The 15,597-nt window shown below is 43.6% G+C and carries 17 protein-coding genes; 15 read left to right on the top strand and 2 right to left on the bottom strand.

Annotated elements, in window-relative coordinates:
- Positions 1-94 precede the first annotated feature (94 nt).
- The 15 genes from STRDD13_RS08770 to STRDD13_RS05915 all read left to right on the top strand — a co-directional run bounded on the left by STRDD13_RS08770 (position 95) and on the right by STRDD13_RS05915 (position 13,572).
- Positions 95-382 (top strand): hypothetical protein, encoded by a 288-nt coding sequence (locus STRDD13_RS08770; RefSeq protein WP_067103011.1) that lies wholly within the window; start codon positions 95-97, stop codon positions 380-382.
- A gap of 774 nt (positions 383-1,156) precedes the next feature.
- Positions 1,157-2,257, top strand: a complete 1,101-nt coding sequence (locus STRDD13_RS05980; RefSeq protein ID WP_156471255.1) for a hypothetical protein — start codon at positions 1,157-1,159, stop codon at positions 2,255-2,257.
- A gap of 427 nt (positions 2,258-2,684) precedes the next feature.
- Positions 2,685-3,350 carry an ATP-binding cassette domain-containing protein gene (locus STRDD13_RS05970; protein ID WP_067103003.1) on the top strand — a complete coding sequence of 222 codons (666 nt, stop codon included), beginning with the start codon at positions 2,685-2,687 and terminating at the stop codon, positions 3,348-3,350.
- Between the two features lie 222 nt (positions 3,351-3,572).
- A complete protein-coding gene (locus STRDD13_RS05965; RefSeq protein WP_067103001.1) occupies positions 3,573-4,235 on the top strand; it encodes a CPBP family intramembrane glutamic endopeptidase in 663 nt (220 codons plus the stop codon).
- Between the two features lie 144 nt (positions 4,236-4,379).
- On the top strand, positions 4,380-5,648 hold the full coding sequence (locus tag STRDD13_RS05960; RefSeq protein WP_067102999.1) for a competence/damage-inducible protein A: 1,269 nt from the start codon (positions 4,380-4,382) through the stop codon (positions 5,646-5,648).
- Positions 5,649-5,684: 36 nt separating this feature from the next.
- Positions 5,685-6,827 carry a recombinase RecA gene (gene recA / locus STRDD13_RS05955; protein ID WP_067102997.1) on the top strand — a complete coding sequence of 381 codons (1,143 nt, stop codon included), beginning with the start codon at positions 5,685-5,687 and terminating at the stop codon, positions 6,825-6,827.
- Between the two features lie 428 nt (positions 6,828-7,255).
- The gene (gene spx / locus STRDD13_RS05950) at positions 7,256-7,654 is read left to right on the top strand and encodes a transcriptional regulator Spx (RefSeq protein ID WP_067102995.1); all 399 of its coding nucleotides are present in this window, start codon (positions 7,256-7,258) and stop codon (positions 7,652-7,654) included.
- A gap of 106 nt (positions 7,655-7,760) precedes the next feature.
- On the top strand, positions 7,761-8,030 hold the full coding sequence (locus tag STRDD13_RS05945; protein ID WP_067102993.1) for an IreB family regulatory phosphoprotein: 270 nt from the start codon (positions 7,761-7,763) through the stop codon (positions 8,028-8,030).
- Positions 8,027-8,446 (top strand): Holliday junction resolvase RuvX, encoded by a 420-nt coding sequence (gene ruvX / locus STRDD13_RS05940; protein ID WP_067102991.1) that lies wholly within the window; start codon positions 8,027-8,029, stop codon positions 8,444-8,446. The genes STRDD13_RS05945 and ruvX overlap by 4 nt, the downstream gene beginning before the upstream one ends.
- Positions 8,447-8,455: 9 nt before the next feature.
- Positions 8,456-8,761 (top strand): DUF1292 domain-containing protein, encoded by a 306-nt coding sequence (locus STRDD13_RS05935; protein ID WP_067102989.1) that lies wholly within the window; start codon positions 8,456-8,458, stop codon positions 8,759-8,761.
- 267 nt (positions 8,762-9,028) lie between these two features.
- Positions 9,029-11,236, top strand: a complete 2,208-nt coding sequence (gene nrdD, locus STRDD13_RS05930) for an anaerobic ribonucleoside-triphosphate reductase (protein WP_067102987.1) — start codon at positions 9,029-9,031, stop codon at positions 11,234-11,236.
- Positions 11,229-11,369, top strand: a complete 141-nt coding sequence (locus STRDD13_RS08610) for a hypothetical protein (RefSeq protein WP_197457168.1) — start codon at positions 11,229-11,231, stop codon at positions 11,367-11,369. Before nrdD ends, STRDD13_RS08610 begins: the two co-directional genes overlap by 8 nt.
- 197 nt (positions 11,370-11,566) lie before the next feature.
- The gene (locus STRDD13_RS05925; RefSeq protein WP_067102986.1) at positions 11,567-12,103 is read left to right on the top strand and encodes a GNAT family N-acetyltransferase; all 537 of its coding nucleotides are present in this window, start codon (positions 11,567-11,569) and stop codon (positions 12,101-12,103) included.
- The gene (gene nrdG / locus STRDD13_RS05920; protein WP_067102984.1) at positions 12,069-12,668 is read left to right on the top strand and encodes an anaerobic ribonucleoside-triphosphate reductase activating protein; all 600 of its coding nucleotides are present in this window, start codon (positions 12,069-12,071) and stop codon (positions 12,666-12,668) included. The genes STRDD13_RS05925 and nrdG overlap by 35 nt, the downstream gene beginning before the upstream one ends.
- A gap of 85 nt (positions 12,669-12,753) precedes the next feature.
- The gene (locus STRDD13_RS05915; RefSeq protein WP_082781187.1) at positions 12,754-13,572 is read left to right on the top strand and encodes a methyltransferase domain-containing protein; all 819 of its coding nucleotides are present in this window, start codon (positions 12,754-12,756) and stop codon (positions 13,570-13,572) included.
- Between the two features lie 201 nt (positions 13,573-13,773).
- On the opposite strand, the gene STRDD13_RS05910 is transcribed toward STRDD13_RS05915, so the two are convergent.
- Both STRDD13_RS05910 and STRDD13_RS05905 read right to left on the bottom strand, forming a co-directional pair.
- A complete protein-coding gene (locus tag STRDD13_RS05910; protein WP_067102980.1) occupies positions 13,774-14,469 on the bottom strand; it encodes a M57 family metalloprotease in 696 nt (231 codons plus the stop codon).
- A gap of 187 nt (positions 14,470-14,656) precedes the next feature.
- Positions 14,657-15,340 carry a YoaK family protein gene (locus STRDD13_RS05905; RefSeq protein ID WP_067102978.1) on the bottom strand — a complete coding sequence of 228 codons (684 nt, stop codon included), beginning with the start codon at positions 15,338-15,340 and terminating at the stop codon, positions 14,657-14,659.
- Positions 15,341-15,597 lie beyond the last annotated feature (257 nt).

The following is a 15,597-nucleotide window of genomic DNA, read 5'->3' as shown; positions in this document are numbered from 1 at the left end:
CTTTTAGCAATGAGTCTGGGACAAAAGTCCTAGCCTTTCAATATGGTTGCATATGTCATTTGAATTCTAGGATTTAACATGTAGAGGTTTTTAAATGATGAAAAACAAAAAAGTGATTCAGTTCATAAAAAATGCAGTGTCTATTGTAATCGTTAGCTTTGCTTTAGTTCCAACCTTCCTTGCAAGTTCTTTGGGTTTTAAGCCAATTAGACTAATGGCAACATTGAGAAAAATAAAATCGTTGATGAATGCTGGAAAATCCTTGTGGACTGCTGTGACGGCAGCCACTGGAGGGGGCTGGTTAGCGAGTCTCATCGTCCAATTTTTGCTCGCTTGGGGGATTGATGCCGTTCTGAACAACAGTTGGTTAGCTGCCTTTTAGCTTAGTTATAAAAAATCATTAAGGTAATGCTATCTGGATAAGTCTTATCATTTGTTGATCCTATATAGTTATTTATCTGTTGATGGTTCACTATTCCTGTACTGACTCATTTATCTGGAAATTTTCTAGTAGGTCTATGCTTAGTTTATAATTAAAGAGTATGGGCCGTTATTGTTGATTTTGGTGGAAAGATGCATCGTCCGTTTATAAAATATATATTGCTCCTATTGATTTTTGGAATTACTGCAAATCCGGTTCTATGGTCCCCTACGATCGCTCTGGATGTGAAGTATTTTCTATTGGTCATGACCGTCTTCTCAATGGGCTGTTCGATTTATGTCTTGCTTGCGATTTATCAGTATTTCTTGACGATATTTTCCTTATCAAGAGAAGCCGAAAGGGACAGAAATCGGAATAGGTTCCTCTTTTATCTCTGCTTAGACTCTATCCTTGTCCTTGTAATGCATCAGATTGGAAGAGGCCTTGAGCTCGTTCAAATCCTTCGTCCCTTTATGTGCTTGTTTTTGGTGCATTTGTATGTTCAATGGCGGGATCGTGAACCAGCTCGCAGCATTTGGGGATTCTGCGTGTCCTTTTATACGGTTCTTTTCTTTTTTGCAATTTTAGGGAGACTTGTCGCTTATGCTCCATAGTATTTTATTTCACTATCGGCTCAATCAAGAGATTTTTTTTGAAGATAGCCCCTTTTTATCAAATGTGCCTCAAAGGCAAAGGCGTCTTCTTTATAGTGGATATGCCTTTTTCAGAGGAGGTTTGTACGGCCTAGCTGCTCTTGGACTGGCTGTTTATTTATCTTCGCATAAAAATCTGTCTGCTTTTTTTCTCTCTCAAATCTTGGTCTGTCTTTATACGATTTTTTTAGCACCCAGGCAGGTGATCTATAGTAATTCTCGGCTGAAAAATATGGACTTCCTGTTATCGGATGTCTTTACACCAGTCGAAAAAAGTCAAAACAAGCGAATCTTGGCCCGCTACTATACCTTATTCGCCGGTGTGGTGATGGTTGTCTGGGAGAGTCTAGTCGTTCTGACTTTCTTCTCACGCTCCTGGTGGACCTTTCCTGTCGTGTCTCTGATAACCGCTGTGTCTGTTCTCACCGTTTATTGGGGAACGCTGCGGCAGATTCATCTTCATCAGCTGTCCATTCAAGAGGCGGTCTCACCGTTTGGAAAGCAAGTCGTTGGGGCTGTTTCCCTCCTCGTCTTTGTAAAATGGCTGGGAAGCGTGTTAAAAAGTGGGAATTGGGTCGCTGTTTTTTCAGAAGGAAATCTTTTTGCCTTGCTGCTGATGTTGCTGGCAATTCTTTTCTTTCGACTGGCAATTCTTTTTCGGTCTGATCAGGTGAGGCTTCAAAGGACAGGGAGACCAGATAGACATAAAGGTGGCGGTTTAGATCGAGATTATATCGAAGAATATATCAAAAGGGGTCCGATTTATGTGTTCTTCCTTCTGCCGGCCTGCCTTTCCTATACTCCTTTATCTGAGTGGGGCGTCTTCCTTGTGCTGGCTGCCTTCTTAAATCTCATCTACACGCCTAACTTTTGTAGTTATCCGATCTTGCATTATCTGAAGGCCGTTCGGATTGCTCCGCTACGCCTACTAGGGCCTTATGTGGCAAAGGTTGCCCTCTATCAATTTCTGTTAGGGCTGATTATGGCTGGAATCGCAGGGTTTCAAGGCTTGATTTTCTGGATCTTTTTCCTCAACCTCTTGTTTTTGTTGATAGGAAAAGGCCTCCTAGCCGTGTTCGTTCTGAAGAGTCGGATCTTGGATATTTACAAAACCGATGTGTATCTGTCCTTTAGTTTTTTTCTACCACTCTTAAATATCGTACTTGCTTTTTATGTTCATTAATAAAGATATGATGTCGTCTGTTTTTCGTTTGTGGCTTTATTTCTGGTTGCCTAGCCTGCTTGTTGGGATTTTGTCTTTTCTATCTGCAACAGAGTCTGGGACTTTATCTTCTGTGCCCTTGTCAGTAGGTCACTTATGGATCCATAATAGCCTTGTTTGCGCTGGGATCCTATTGTCTGGTCGAATCAATCAAAAACTCCCGTATCTCTTTTATGGGTATAATTCTATTTTCTTTTCACTAATCCTGAGTCTGTCTGCTTCGCTTCCTCAAGCTTTTTCTCGGCTACTTATCTATGGTCCGGTTGAAGTGGCTGCGCTAGCGCTTGCTACCTACTTTGGGGCACACCGACAGTATCGAATGGTCTGGATTTTATTTGTATTGTTACTTTTGGCTGCTTTTTTGGAGCAGCTTGCGGGGAGGTTCTAAATGAAGGTTGAAAATGTTAGCAAACGGTTAAAGGATGTACTGATTTTTGAGCAGGTCCATCTGAATTTTGAAAAAGGGAAAATTTACAGTATCTTTGGACGAAATGGATCTGGTAAAACCACCCTTTTAAATATTTTAAATGGGAATTTGTCACCCGATACAGGGAGCGTGACAGGAAATGAAGAAGCCATTTTTTTGGAATCCAATGATGTCCCTTTTGGATTTATGACGGCAGATGAATTCATTCACCAAACCTTTCGTTTTAAGGGGGTTCCTCTTGATGTAGCAGAAAAGGCTTTCTATTACGATCGTCTCTACTTTCACCCAGGCTCAAAACGGATAAAGGATTTTTCCAAAGGGATGAAAAGTAAGTTGTATCTGATTATTGCCCTCTTATCGAAATCCTCCGTGTGGCTCCTAGATGAGCCTTTTACAGATATTGATCCGGTCAGCTTTGAGGCCATTATGACGATCCTGAAAGAGTACAAGCACGAGCGGATCATCGTGTTTTCCACCCATCAAGCTCAGATCGCGTATGAGTTATCAGATGAAATTCTCTACTTATCTAAGAAGGGGTTGACCCTTTTTTCGAATCAGTATCATTCAGCCAAGGCTTTAGAAGAGGCTGTCTTGGAGAGTATGAAGGTAGATGGAGAAACAATATGAAAATGAGATGGAGGAATCTCATTTTTTTGTGGACAGAGGTCGCAATTCAGCCGAAGATAAGGTATAATGTCACATATAAAGGACGGAGTTCGTTGGTGTTTTTAGGGGGAAGAAGGTAGCAGAAGAAGATGAGGGGACCCAGTCTCTTCTAGAAGTCTTTTCTGATTTTCTGCTCGGTTCCCCTAAAAGATGATAGGGAAAAGCCCGATAAGGAGGAAATGAATGGTTAAAAAAACAACGCTGATTTCTGTATTTGCTTTGAGTTATATTTATTGCTTTCTCTTGGATGGAGCTGTGTTTATCCAGCTTTTATTCAGAAGTAGCTTGGCTCTCTTTCTTCTTTACTTGCTCCTCTTTGGATTGGGATGGTATGCTTTTCAGGATGCTATTCGTTCTTCTTGGCAGCAAGTAAGAAAAGCCCCCAAGAGCTATCTAGTCAAGATAGGGCTAGGCTATCTTTTTCTCTTTTTGGCGACGGTATCTTGCGGGATTCTCGTTCAAATCTTGAGAAATACCTTCGGGATTACAGGAGAAGGCTTAAATAATGAAAACATCCAATTAGCTCTGAATGCGAGTCCCGTGCTCATGTTGGTGTTTGGCATTTTTGTGGGGCCGGCCGTTGAAGAACTTTTTTTCCGCCAGTTTTTATTGGAGCGCCTTCAGACGAACTTCTCAAAGGTCGTTAGTGTAGGAATTGTGGCGGCGGCCTTTGCCATGACCCATATGCATAGTTTTTCTCTATCGGAGTGGGTGGCTGCGATTGCATATGTTGGTGCGGGCATTGTCCTGTCGATGATTTATCTTAAAGAAAACAACAATATCTTTGTTTCCTATGGAGTGCACTGTCTAAATAATCTGATTGCCTTTCTCCTCTTGTTGATGTAGGTCAAGGTTACAGTTCCGGCGATACTAGAGGAATCTTGCTTGAGGTGAGCTTATCTCAGGCTTTTTTTGCTTGCGAATATATCAGTCATCTCATTGTGTGCTATAATGAAGTCACATTTACGAATAAATAGTTGAGGAGGTCCTATGAAAGCAGAAATCATTGCTGTTGGTACCGAAATTTTAACGGGCCAAATTATCAATACAAATGCCCAATACCTGTCAGAAAAGTTTGCAGAACTAGGGATTGATGTGTTGTTTCAGACGGCTGTTGGGGATAATGAAGAACGCTTGATGTCCGTCTTGGAGGAGGCTAAGACCAGAAGTGATCTCATCGTACTCTGTGGAGGTCTAGGTCCGACGGAGGATGATCTCACCAAGCAAACTTTGGCACGATTTTTAGGACGTTCCTTGGTTTTTGACCCAAAAGCCGTGGAAAAGTTGGACCACTTTTTTGCGAGTCGTCCTGCTCACGTGAGGACAGCAAACAATGAGCGTCAAGCCCAAATCGTTGAAGGAGCGCAACCTTTGCCAAATGAAACTGGCCTAGCTGTAGGAGGAATCATCGAGGTGGAAGGCAGAACGTATGTCCTTTTGCCGGGTCCACCAAGTGAATTGAAGCCCATGGTACAAAATGAGCTCGTCCCACGAATATCGGGGAATCAGCGCTTATATTCCCGGGTCCTTCGCTTTTTTGGTGTTGGAGAGAGTCAACTGGTCACCGTTTTGGGAGAGCTGATTCAAGCACAGACAGACCCTACGATAGCGCCCTATGCAAAGACGGGGGAAGTGACCCTGCGCTTGTCTACGAAAGCCTCTTCTGTCGAAGAGGCAAATATCCGTCTGGAATCTTTGGAACAACAGATTTTGTCTGTTCAGACCTTGGACGGACAGCCTTTATCTGACTTGTTCTATGGATATGGAGAGGATAATAGCCTTGCCCAAGAGACCGTGGCTTTATTAAAGGCCCAACAGAAAGTGGTGACTGCCGCTGAAAGTCTAACGGCTGGTCTCTTTCAAGCGAGACTTGCCGATTTTTCAGGGAGCTCAACCATCTTTAAGGGAGGATTTGTAACGTATAGCATAGAAGAAAAAGCAAAAATGCTGAATATTCCACTGGAAGAGTTGGAATTTCATGGAGTGGTGTCGTCCTTTACGGCTGAAAAAATGGCCCTTCAAGCTCGTCTCTTAACGGGAGCGGACATTGCTGTTTCCTTGACTGGAGTGGCTGGTCCGGACTCGCTTGAAAACCAACCAGTTGGAACCGTATATATAGGCATCGCAACAGCAGATAGGGTGGATGTACGCTCGGTTAGGATTGGTGGGCGTAGTCGGGCAGATGTCCGAGAAATTGCTGTCTTACATGCCTTTCATCTCGTGCGTCAAACTTTATTAAATAGCGAAGATTTAGTATAATAAATAAGATAACCGCAGTAATAGAAGGAGAAATTCATTGGCAAAGAAAACGAAAAAACAGAAGATATTACCAAAAAATTTGGAGATGAACGTCGAAAGGCGCTTGATGACGCTCTGAAAAATATCGAAAAAGATTTCGGTAAGGGAGCTGTGATGCGACTGGGAGAGCGAGCTGAACAAAAGGTTCAAGTGATGAGCTCAGGGTCCTTGGCGCTTGATATTGCCTTGGGGGCAGGTGGGTATCCCAAAGGGCGAATTATTGAAATCTATGGACCGGAGTCCTCTGGTAAGACAACGGTGGCCTTACATGCCGTTGCGCAGGCTCAAAAAGAAGGGGGAATTGCCGCCTTTATCGATGCCGAGCATGCCCTGGATCCGGCCTATGCAGCAGCTTTAGGAGTCAATATCGATGAATTACTCCTATCTCAACCAGACTCAGGAGAGCAAGGGTTAGAAATTGCAGGGCAGCTGATTGATTCAGGAGCTGTAGACCTTGTCGTCGTTGACTCGGTTGCCGCTTTGGTACCACGAGCAGAGATTGACGGGGACATCGGAGATAGCCATGTCGGACTTCAAGCTCGGATGATGAGTCAAGCCATGCGCAAGCTCTCTGCTTCGATTAACAAGACCAAGACCATTGCCATCTTTATCAACCAACTTCGTGAAAAAGTTGGGGTGATGTTTGGAAACCCAGAAACAACTCCTGGTGGACGTGCTTTGAAGTTTTACGCTTCTGTCCGGATGGATGTCCGTGGGAATACGCAGATCAAGGGAACTGGGGATCAGAAAGATAGCAATATCGGGAAGGAAACCAAAATCAAGGTTGTCAAGAACAAGGTGGCTCCACCGTTTAAGACAGCGGAAGTGGAAATTATGTATGGGGAAGGGATTTCTCGTACGGGCGAGCTAGTCAAAATCGCCAGCGACCTAGGCATTATCAAAAAGGCTGGGGCTTGGTTCTCCTATAATGATGAGAAAATTGGTCAAGGATCCGAAAATGCGAAGAAATTCTTGGCTGAAAATCCAGATATTTTTGACGAAATCGATCATAAAGTGCGCGTGCAGTATGGTTTAGTAGAAGATGACCAAGCTTCCATCGACCCGGTCGGAGTGGAAGAAGCTGCTGGGACTGAAGAAGTTGTATTGGATCTCGATGGTGGGATCGAAATTGAAGAATAAATGTTCAAGCTTTGAACGAGGGGACATTGTGACTCTCTTGGTTTCTGATGGGCAAGGTAGCTCATCAAAGGCCAGGAGAGTTTTTGAATGAAGTTCACGAATAAAGATTAGATTGTTCTGAAGAGCCGCGTTTAGGCTAGAAGGAGGGATATAAAGAGTTTGAAGGATCTTTTTCTGGGGATTCTTCTGCCCACTCCTATCTTTTAAGTGCCCACTTTATAGGATTCGAAGATGGAGATTGCGCCCTCCTTTTCTTAATGATCGACACGAACTCCCGAATAAGAACTAATAAATTTCCATCCCTTGTGTAACAGATGTTACAAAATGACTACATCTTGTAGTTAATTTTTAAATCGGTCCCCAGACGGATGGTAAATATGGTATAATAATGTATACTGAATTTAAGAAAATCATAAAGGAGAGGCTACATGATTAAAATTTATACAGTCTCGAGTTGTACGAGTTGTAAAAAGGCTAAAAATTGGTTAAACGCTCATCAACTATCGTACAAAGAACATAACCTTGGGAAAGAAACCATTACAAAAGAAGAATTATTAAACATTTTGACAAAAACAGAAAATGGCGTTGCAAGTATCGTATCCTCTAAAAATCGATACGCGAAAAGTCTAAAAATTGATATTGAAGACTTGAGCGTCAATGAGGCCTTGGATTTGATTACAGAAAATCCAAGGATTTTAAAAAGTCCCATTCTGATTGATGACAAGCGTCTCCAAGTTGGCTATAAAGAAGATGATATTCGTGCCTTTTTGCCACGTTCTGTTCGAAATGTTGAGAATGCTCAGGCGCGTATGAGAGCAGCCCTCTAGATGACTGAATGAAGCCTTGAAACAAGGCTTTTTCTGTTTGATTCATTGATGAATGATCGAAAATATGCTATAATTAAGAGATGATAATAGGAAAGAAGGTGTAAAGATGGGATTCACTGAAGAAACTGTTCGTTTTCGCTTGGATGATGGCAATAAAAAAGAAATCAGCGAAACATTGACCAATGTCTACCACTCTCTAGACGAGAAGGGGTATAATCCAATCAATCAGATTGTTGGGTATGTGCTGAGTGGAGACCCAGCTTATATCCCTCGTTACAATGATGCGCGAAATCAAATTCGAAAATATGAGCGAGACGAGATTGTAGAGGAGTTGGTCCGCTTCTATTTAAAAGAAAACGGGATTGATGCCTTATGAGAATCATGGGATTAGATGTAGGCTCAAAAACAGTCGGCGTTGCTATTTCAGATCCTTTAGGCTTTACGGCTCAAGGCGTGGAGATTATCGCTATTGACGAGTCTCAGGAAGAATTTGGAATGGAACGCTTAAAAGAACTTGTTTCGCAGTATCAGGTGGACAAGTTTGTCGTTGGCCTACCGAAGAACATGAACAATACAAGCGGTCCTCGAGTGGAAGCGAGCCAAGCTTATGGACAATTGCTTTTAGAGACTTTTGGCCTACCGGTTGATTATCAAGATGAACGCTTAACGACGGTAGCGGCTGAGCGGATGTTGATTGAGCAGGCTGATATCAGCCGAAATAAACGAAAAAAAGTGATTGATAAGCTCGCTGCCCAGTTGATTTTACAAAATTATTTAGATAAACATTTTTAAGGAGAATATATGGCACACGAACACACGCACAACCATGAAGAACGGGAATTGATTACGTTGGTTGACGACCAAGGGAATGAAACCCTGTACGAAATCTTGCTCACTATCGATGGACAAGAAGAATTTGGCAAAAACTATGTTTTATTGGTACCTGCAAATGCCGAAGAAGATGAAGATGGCTTAGTTGAAATTCAAGCTTATTCCTTTATCGAAAATGAAAACGGAACAGAAGGAGATTTACAGCCGATTCCAGAAGACGCGACAGCTGAATGGGATATGATTGAAGAAGTTTTCAATAGCTTTATGGAAGAATAACACCTGCTTTCGGATTCGGAAAGGATGACTTATTCTTTGGATGAAAGACCAGCTACGGCAGGTCTTTTTTTGTGTAGTAATACGCGAGGAAAGGACCAAAAACGTGATTGGAATGGGCTATATGGAGCATTCTAAAAACAATATATAGTGCTTTTATAAGAAAAAATAATTTATTTCCACAATATATTGTTTTTTCCCTGCTGATGTGCTAGAATGGTTTTTGCAGGCAGTAACTGACCTATCAGAAGAATGGAAAGTAGGCAAAGGATGATTAGTTTAGATAAAAAAAGAATAGTCCTAAATCCGAGTGTGATTGTCATCAAAAGAGATGGACGACGTGTTCCTTTTGACAGAGAAAAGATCTCTCTAGCCTTGGAAAAGGCCCATCAGTCGTTAGCAACCATGACCCCTATCGCGGAGTCAAAATTAGAAGCGCTAACGGATGCGATCGTGGCCGAAATACAGGAACGATTTGCAAAAGATGTCAAGATTTATGAGATCCAGTCCATTGTAGAGCAAGAGTTGCTGGAAGCAGAAGAATTTGAAATGGCCCAAGCCTATATTCGCTACCGGACAGATCGGGATTTTAAGCGGAATCAAGCGACGGATATCAATGTGACCATTGATCAGCTGATCCGTAAGGATCAGAGTGTTGTGAACGAAAATGCGAATAAGGATAGTAATGTCTATAACACCCAGCGCGATTTGACAGCAGGGATTGTAGCCAAGTCGATTGGGCTAAAGATGCTCCCCTCACATGTGTCGAACGCTCATCAAAAAGGAGATATCCACTACCATGACTTGGATTACAGTCCTTATACAGCCATGACCAACTGTTGCTTGATTGACTTTAAAGGAATGTTGGCTAATGGTTTTAAGATTGGAAATGCTGAAGTGGAAAGTCCCAAGTCCATTCAAACCGCAACGGCTCAGATTTCACAAATTATTGCCAATGTCGCATCCAGCCAGTATGGTGGCTGTTCTGCCGATCGGATCGATGAGGTTTTGGCGCCTTATGCCGAGAAAAATTATCAAAAGCATTTAGCAGACGCTGAGAGCTGGGTGGTCGAAGAAAAGCGAGAGGAGTTCGCGCTTGAAAAGACCAAAAAGGATATCTACGATGCCATGCAGTCTTTGGAATATGAAATTAATACTCTTTTTACGTCCAACGGACAAACCCCGTTTACGTCTTTGGGATTTGGACTGGGGACAGGAGTATTTGAAAGGGAAATTCAAAAGGCTATTTTGCAAATTCGAATCAAAGGCTTGGGTTCGGAGCACCGGACAGCGATTTTTCCAAAGTTGATTTTTACGTTGAAGAGTGGATTGAACTTAGAGCCTGGAACTCCCAACTATGAGATCAAGGAACTGGCCTTGGAATGTGCGACAAAGCGGATGTATCCCGATGTCTTGTCTTATGACAAAATCGTGGAATTGACGGGGTCATTTAAAGTTCCGATGGGGTGTCGTTCCTTCTTGCAAGGCTGGTGGGATGAAAATGGTCAGGAAGTCAACTCTGGAAGGATGAACTTAGGGGTCGTGACCGTCAATCTTCCTCGCATAGCCCTTGAAGCCAAGGGAGATATGGATAAGTTTTGGGCCTTGTTTGATGAGCGGATGGCGATTGCAAAGGATGCCTTGGTCTATCGTGTGGCACGCTGTAAAGAAGCGACTCCTGCGAACGCTCCGATTCTATTTCAAAACGGGGCCTTCGGGAAGCGACTTGGAAGAGCGGATTCTGTAGATGAGCTCTTTCGAAACCGTCGGGCGACCGTATCGCTCGGCTATATCGGTCTTTATGAGGTTGCAGCGACCTTCTATGGGGGTGAGTGGGAGGGAAATCCTGCTGCAAAGGACTTCACCATTGATATCATTCAAACCATGAAGGAACTCTGTGAGTCCTGGTCACAAGAGTACGGATATCATTTTTCTGTCTACTCTACTCCATCAGAGAGCTTGACGGATCGTTTTTGCCGCTTGGATACCGAAAAGTTTGGGATAGTAGAAAACGTCACCGATAAGGAGTATTATACCAACTCTTTTCACTATGATGTCCGGAAGAATCCGACTCCGTTTGAGAAACTAGACTTTGAAAAATCGTATCCAGAAGCAGGTGCGACCGGTGGTTTCATCCACTACTGCGAGTATCCAGTGCTTCAGCAAAATCCCAAAGCACTAGAGGCGGTTTGGGACTATGCCTATGATCGTGTCGGCTATCTGGGGACCAATACTCCGATTGATCATTGTTATGCTTGTGGTTTTGAGGGAGATTTTGAGCCAACGGAGCGTGGCTTTAAGTGTCCGAATTGCGGAAATAGCGATCCCAAGACTGTTGATGTGGTCAAACGAACGTGTGGATACCTAGGGAACCCACAGGCGCGTCCAATGGTCAATGGGCGACACAAAGAAATATCGGCACGTGTCAAACATATGAATGGATCAACGATTAAGATTTCAGGAGATAAAAATGGGTAAATACCAATTAGATGATAAAGGAAAAGCGCTCGTCACACGATTTCACGAGAAACATTCAACAGGTGGAGTTAACAAAAAAGACCGTGTAGCCAGTCTGCGAGAACAATTTTTACAAAAAACGAAGAAAAAGTAAGGAAGTGAGATATGGATTTCTCAAACAGTCCCCTGAACTGTTTGAGGCAGAAAATAGAGCTGACAGAGTCAGTATCACTAACAGCTTGGTACAAGCGTATCTAAAGTCAGATAGCGACTGAGTCTTACAAATTTTGTAATATCATTTTGGAGGTTGAGGACTGTTGTCCTAACCTTTCTTCATATTTAGGAGGTTTTATGGAACTACGGCGACCAACTTTAGCGGACAAGGATGCCATTCTTGCTATGATGGCTGAGTTTGAGGAGGAAGCTTCCCTTCATGATGGAGGTTTCTGGGACTGGGAAGATTTTGTCTATGAAGACTGGCTGGCAAGCAATCAAGATGCAGAAATGGGTTTACATCTGCCAGACGGTTGGGTGCCTGCTATCCAACTGGTGGGCTTTGAAGATGGTGTGGCGGTTGGCTTTCTCAACCTGCGTCTTCGTCTCAGTGACTACCTCTTAAATGAAGGTGGTCATATCGGCTATTCCATCCGTCCTTCCGAAAGAGGTAAGGGGTATGCGAAAGAGTCCCTCCGCCAGGGCTTGCAAGTGGCTAAGGAAAAGAACATCAACAAAGTACTGGTGACTTGTAGTGTGGCCAATTCTGCTAGTCGTGCGGTTATCTTAGCTAATGGTGGGCAACGAGAGGATATACGTTACGAAACAGAGCGGTATTGGATAGACTTGGAGGAAGAGAATGAACAATCCAAAACCACAAGAATGGAAGAGTGAGGAGCTGAGTCAGGGGCGCATCATTGACTATAAGGCCTTTAACTTCGTCGATGGGGAAGGTGTCCGCAATTCTCTCTATGTTGCGGGGTGTATGTTCCACTGCGAAGGGTGCTACAATGTAGCCACTTGGAATTTTAGAGCGGGTATCCCATACACAGCGGAGTTGGAGGAGCAGATTATGGCTGATTTGGCGCAACCTTACGTGCAGGGGCTGACCCTCTTGGGTGGAGAGCCTTTTCTTAATACTGGGATTCTCTTGCCTCTGGTCAAACGGATCCGCAAGGAACTACCCGAAAAGGATATCTGGTCCTGGACTGGCTATACTTGGGAGGAAATGCTGCTGGAAACCGAGGACAAGCTGGAATTGTTGTCCTTGATTGACATCCTGGTGGATGGGCGTTTTGACCGGACCAAGAAAAATCTTATGCTCCAGTTTCGTGGATCTTCTAATCAACGCATCATTGATGTGCAGCAATCGCTGAAGACGGGATCTGTGGTCATATGGGACAAGCTCCATGACGGAGACCAAGCATATGAACAGGTCCATCGGGATGATTTGATCTAGGACATCAAAGAAATCATGCCCTACCAGGTGTCTGTCGGTGTTTCGTTGCTATTTTTGATACAATAGGAAAGGAAGGAGAGAAAGCATGAGTTTCATACCGTTTGGAGATGTCCAGGGAGTGTTGAGATGTCCCCTTTGTCAGGAAGGGTTGCATCGAGAAGGCAATAGCCTTTGCTGTGCGCACCGGCATACTTTTGACTTATCGAAGCAAGGAGCTTGCAACCTCATCCCCAATATGAAAGCATCAAAAGAATACGACAAAGAAAATTTTGTCTATCGAAATCAGGTGTTGGAAGCGGGATTTTATGACAACATTCTCGAAGGAATTGCCAATCGGATGCCCAAGGAAGGGCGAGTCTTGGATGTTGCCTGTGGTGAAGGGTTTTATGCGCGTGCACTGGCAGATATCCAGGAGTCCTTGTCGATCTATGCCTTTGATCTGTCCAAACACTCTATTCAATTGGCGGCAAAGAAAGATCGAAATAAGAAAATATCTTGGCTTGTGGCAGATTTGGCTAATTTGCCCTTTGAAGACCAGAGTATAGATGTGATCTTGGATATTTACTCTCCAGCGAATTATGGGGAGTTCAAGCGGGTGCTAAAGCCAGGAGGTCTCCTTATCAAGGTCGTTCCGCATCCGAATCATGTAAAAGAATTGCGTGCCTTGTTGCCTGACGAGAAAAGAGAAGCTTATTCGAACCAGACTTTGCTGGATTTGTTTTCTGAGCACTTTACAGTGGTGGAACAAGTGACCATCCAACAAACCAGTCCAGTTACGAAAGAGCAAAGGCAGGCGTTTATTGAGATGAGTCCGGTCTTATTTCATGCCAAAAAGGAAAATCTGCCTCAAGAATCGATCGAAGCAGTAACTGTTGCGGGAACGCTGCTCCTAGGACGGCGATAAGATAGGTGAATAAATGACGACCTCCATCTAGAAATAAATTAGAAAAAAACGCAAACGCTCCTGACGGATGAACTGTGCCACCAAAGTTAGACCTTTCTGTCTAACTTTTGGGGTCAGTACACGCAAAGAGGAGCGTTTGCGTTTTTTAGATAGGGAGGCATCATTGGATCCCGTTAGATTCTTGCTAGGAAGGCAAGAAGGCTAGGTACTGTAAAGAGCGCGGACCTTTTCGATGTCAGTTTCTTGGATTCCTGTATATGAACCGGCTGATTCCATCACAGAGCTTTCGTTGTCGTTGTGACTAAGGCCGATAGCGTGGCCTAGCTCATGCTCGGCAGTGTGGGTAATCCGCTCAAATGTATAACCATAGGATGGATTGAGCAAAAAGTAATCATTGAGTTTGACGGAGACATCTAGGAGATAGCCGGAGAGACCATCGGTATGTGTCTCGGCAAGACCGGCCGCTCGGCTGTTGCTGTCATTGTAATGGGTGGCGATGATTTGGGCTTTGCTCTTGTCCTCGATGACTTGGAAGGTGAAAGCCCCTGTCGCATTCCAGTTCGCAATCGCTTCTTGGTAGGCCTGCTGGTAAGTAGGGTTGCTCGTATCGATATAGACGGTTGCCGTATTGGTCTGCCAGCGGCCGACATCCGTTTGTCGCGTATGATCGGTCACAAAGTCAGAAAGCGAATCAACCGTTCCTCGGATATTTGAGTTGTTTTGAAAAAACTGGTCAATCGAATGACTCAAATCGGATAATTGGATTTGCTTTGTTTGCACGAGGAAAAACAAGAGAATCGCGCCAATCACCAGTAAGAAAATAAGTGTACGAATGATGCGAAAAATGGATCGGAAAACGAATCGAATAAGGCCTAAAATAAAGCGCAATAAAAACATAGTATCTTTTCCTTTCGTTTTAGGTGGATTCTAGTATACCAGAAAAAGAGAAAATCGAAGGAAAAGAAATCGTTACATTTTTGTGACCATATGACAAAGAGATGACAAATGCCGGCCCTCTTAAGAAGGTCGGCATTTGATAAGGTTCGTTTAGTGATTATCGGAAATGGATAGGATTAGAGACGGATTAGAGGTTGGAATATTGAAGATGGTCCTTGCGAACCGAGTAGCTATAGAAAGTCAGAAAGACGATTAGAGCGAAGCTGATGAGCCAAATTGCGAAGTCGTGATAGCCAATGGTGAGGATAGCGGAACTGATCGCACCTGTCAAGAAACTACCGACGATTAGACCATAGTTGATGGCTTGACGCTTAAATTCTTCTTGGTCCCCTTTTCCTTGTAGGACTCGATATAAGGCCATCAGCATTTTTCGATAGTTCCCAGATGTCATGAGGATGGTGAAGGGGTGCTTTTCAATCAAGGAGCCTGTGAAGGTTAACATCATCATCCCAGTCGCAAAGGCAATGAGACAGACATTCAGGTAGGGGATATTGGGAAGGAAGGGCAAGATTAGACTACAGCCGACAAGGGGAAGGAGGGTATAGCTTCGCCAGTAGGCTGTTTTTCGATGGTCTTTGACAAAGACACCAAATAAGAATCCTGCAGAAAAGGATAGAATCGACAAGACGCGCAGGATGGTGCTTGCCAGGTCGTGCTGTTGCACATCTGCGATCAAAAGGATAATGTTTCCAGTCTGGGTGGCGACGAGGACATCGTATTGCATGTGGCAAAAGACATCTAAGGCACCGCCGATGAATCCAAGAAGAACGGCTGCAAGTCGGGTATTTTGTGGGAGGAGTGTTTCTTTCATACTGTCCTTATTATATTATATTTTATATGCAAAAAGGGAGTCCGTCTGTTGTACCAGTAGGATTGGAGAATGAGGTCTCACACCTTAGGTCGTATGGACGGACGGGCTTGTCATTCAGTGAGGATTGAATCTAGTATACCATAAAGAAACATTGTATGATATAGTCGACCTTTTGAGAGATTATTCTGAAAAAATCAAGAAAACGTTCCAATTTTTTCTAAAAAAGTATGTTATACTAAACTATGTTTTCTTTAGCA

The organism is Streptococcus sp. DD13 (assembly GCF_001578875.1).
In the GTDB taxonomy this organism is placed as follows: domain Bacteria; phylum Bacillota; class Bacilli; order Lactobacillales; family Streptococcaceae; genus Streptococcus.
The sequence above is the reverse complement of the archived record's forward strand: the minus strand, read 5'-3'. Positions and strand labels throughout refer to the sequence as shown.

Coding starts and splice junctions, on each gene's coding strand:
- STRDD13_RS08770 (WP_067103011.1), top strand. CDS start 95: ATGATGAAAAACAAAAAAGTGATTCAGTTCATAAAAAATGCAGTGTCT.
- STRDD13_RS05970 (WP_067103003.1), top strand. CDS start 2,685: ATGAAGGTTGAAAATGTTAGCAAACGGTTAAAGGATGTACTGATTTTT.
- STRDD13_RS05965 (WP_067103001.1), top strand. CDS start 3,573: ATGGTTAAAAAAACAACGCTGATTTCTGTATTTGCTTTGAGTTATATT.
- STRDD13_RS05960 (WP_067102999.1), top strand. CDS start 4,380: ATGAAAGCAGAAATCATTGCTGTTGGTACCGAAATTTTAACGGGCCAA.
- spx (WP_067102995.1), top strand. CDS start 7,256: ATGATTAAAATTTATACAGTCTCGAGTTGTACGAGTTGTAAAAAGGCT.
- STRDD13_RS05945 (WP_067102993.1), top strand. CDS start 7,761: ATGGGATTCACTGAAGAAACTGTTCGTTTTCGCTTGGATGATGGCAAT.
- ruvX (WP_067102991.1), top strand. CDS start 8,027: ATGAGAATCATGGGATTAGATGTAGGCTCAAAAACAGTCGGCGTTGCT.
- STRDD13_RS05935 (WP_067102989.1), top strand. CDS start 8,456: ATGGCACACGAACACACGCACAACCATGAAGAACGGGAATTGATTACG.
- nrdD (WP_067102987.1), top strand. CDS start 9,029: ATGATTAGTTTAGATAAAAAAAGAATAGTCCTAAATCCGAGTGTGATT.
- STRDD13_RS08610 (WP_197457168.1), top strand. CDS start 11,229: ATGGGTAAATACCAATTAGATGATAAAGGAAAAGCGCTCGTCACACGA.
- STRDD13_RS05925 (WP_067102986.1), top strand. CDS start 11,567: ATGGAACTACGGCGACCAACTTTAGCGGACAAGGATGCCATTCTTGCT.
- nrdG (WP_067102984.1), top strand. CDS start 12,069: ATGAACAATCCAAAACCACAAGAATGGAAGAGTGAGGAGCTGAGTCAG.
- STRDD13_RS05915 (WP_082781187.1), top strand. CDS start 12,754: ATGAGTTTCATACCGTTTGGAGATGTCCAGGGAGTGTTGAGATGTCCC.
- STRDD13_RS05910 (WP_067102980.1), bottom strand. CDS start 14,469: ATGTTTTTATTGCGCTTTATTTTAGGCCTTATTCGATTCGTTTTCCGA.
- STRDD13_RS05905 (WP_067102978.1), bottom strand. CDS start 15,340: ATGAAAGAAACACTCCTCCCACAAAATACCCGACTTGCAGCCGTTCTT.